Source organism: Arthrobacter sp. STN4, from assembly GCF_024539665.1.
Classification (GTDB): Bacteria; Actinomycetota; Actinomycetes; order Actinomycetales; family Micrococcaceae; genus Specibacter.
Genome location: NZ_JAKZGX010000077.1, coordinates 1 through 1,065, shown reverse-complemented (window position 1 = coordinate 1,065; position 1,065 = coordinate 1). Strand labels below are relative to the sequence as shown.

Below are 1,065 nucleotides of genomic sequence, written 5' to 3'. Positions count from 1 at the left end.
AGTTCTCAAACAACAACCACAATTCAAATACCCACAAACCATGAACAACAAGATTTGTTTTCATTGACGTGATGAAACAATACTAATTCAAAGGAATTCATTTTGTCCAATCCACACACCGTGCGGACCATCACTCCACAAAACCCACAAACCCCATCCCCCAACAAACAAAACCAACAAAAAACGTCGACAATATCCGCAAGGAAAACAACCAGGATTAGGTCCCCCCACACAATGGGAGCCCAGCCCCCCAACGGAAAGCGGCTCAACCCTGTGCAGGCAACTCAATAAACAATACACGCCCCCACCCACACCCGCAAATCCACCACAACCACCACACACCACCGGCAAAAACACCCGCACCCGCCCCCGCACCCGCACCCGGCAGCGAACCACACGGCCGGCCCCCGGCCACACCAGGGACCGGCCGCCAAAACCCGGCCGCCAAAACCCGGGAGCCAGGAACGCCGCGGACCGCCTACACCACCACGGCCACCACCGGACCCACGCGCAGACCCAAGGAAGCCTGCATGCCACCCCTGGACGCCACCAACCCCAAGCAACACCGCCCGACCTGGCCTACACGATCACCCTTGGCAACGGCCCTCTCACCGTGTTCAGGGCCTACTACAACAAGGGGTGCGCCATGTTCGACGGACACGGCGCTCCAGGCACCGTGCGCGAACTGCGAGGCACGACCAACTTCTCGCTCGTCGGTGCCCTCGGCAGGCCAAGGCCGTGCCGGCCGCCCTCATCGACACGGCTTTCACCAACGCTGTGGCCCACTCCCCTGCAAGCTCGAACTGACTGAACGGCCCGAGGCGCGGTAGCCGTGCCACCCCTGCGCGCCGTCGGCAACACCCGCCACGGCTTTCCCATCAACGCAACGCCAGCCAGCCGGGCAGGCCCAGGGTGGCCCTGGCTGGGATGAAGGGGGATGCGATTGTTTTTGCGTTGTCGAACCCGGATCCGGAGGTCATGCCGGAGGTGGCGCGGCGGCATGCGGCGGTGGTGGCGACGGGGCGTAGTGATTTTCCGAACCAGATCAACAATGTGCTGGCGTTT

Annotated in this window: 1 pseudogene; it reads left to right on the top strand. The window is 61.7% G+C overall.

Annotated elements, in window-relative coordinates:
* Nucleotides 1–918 precede the first annotated feature (918 nt).
* Nucleotides 919–1,065, top strand: a pseudogene (locus tag MMF96_RS19395) (NAD-dependent malic enzyme); the annotation flags it as partial.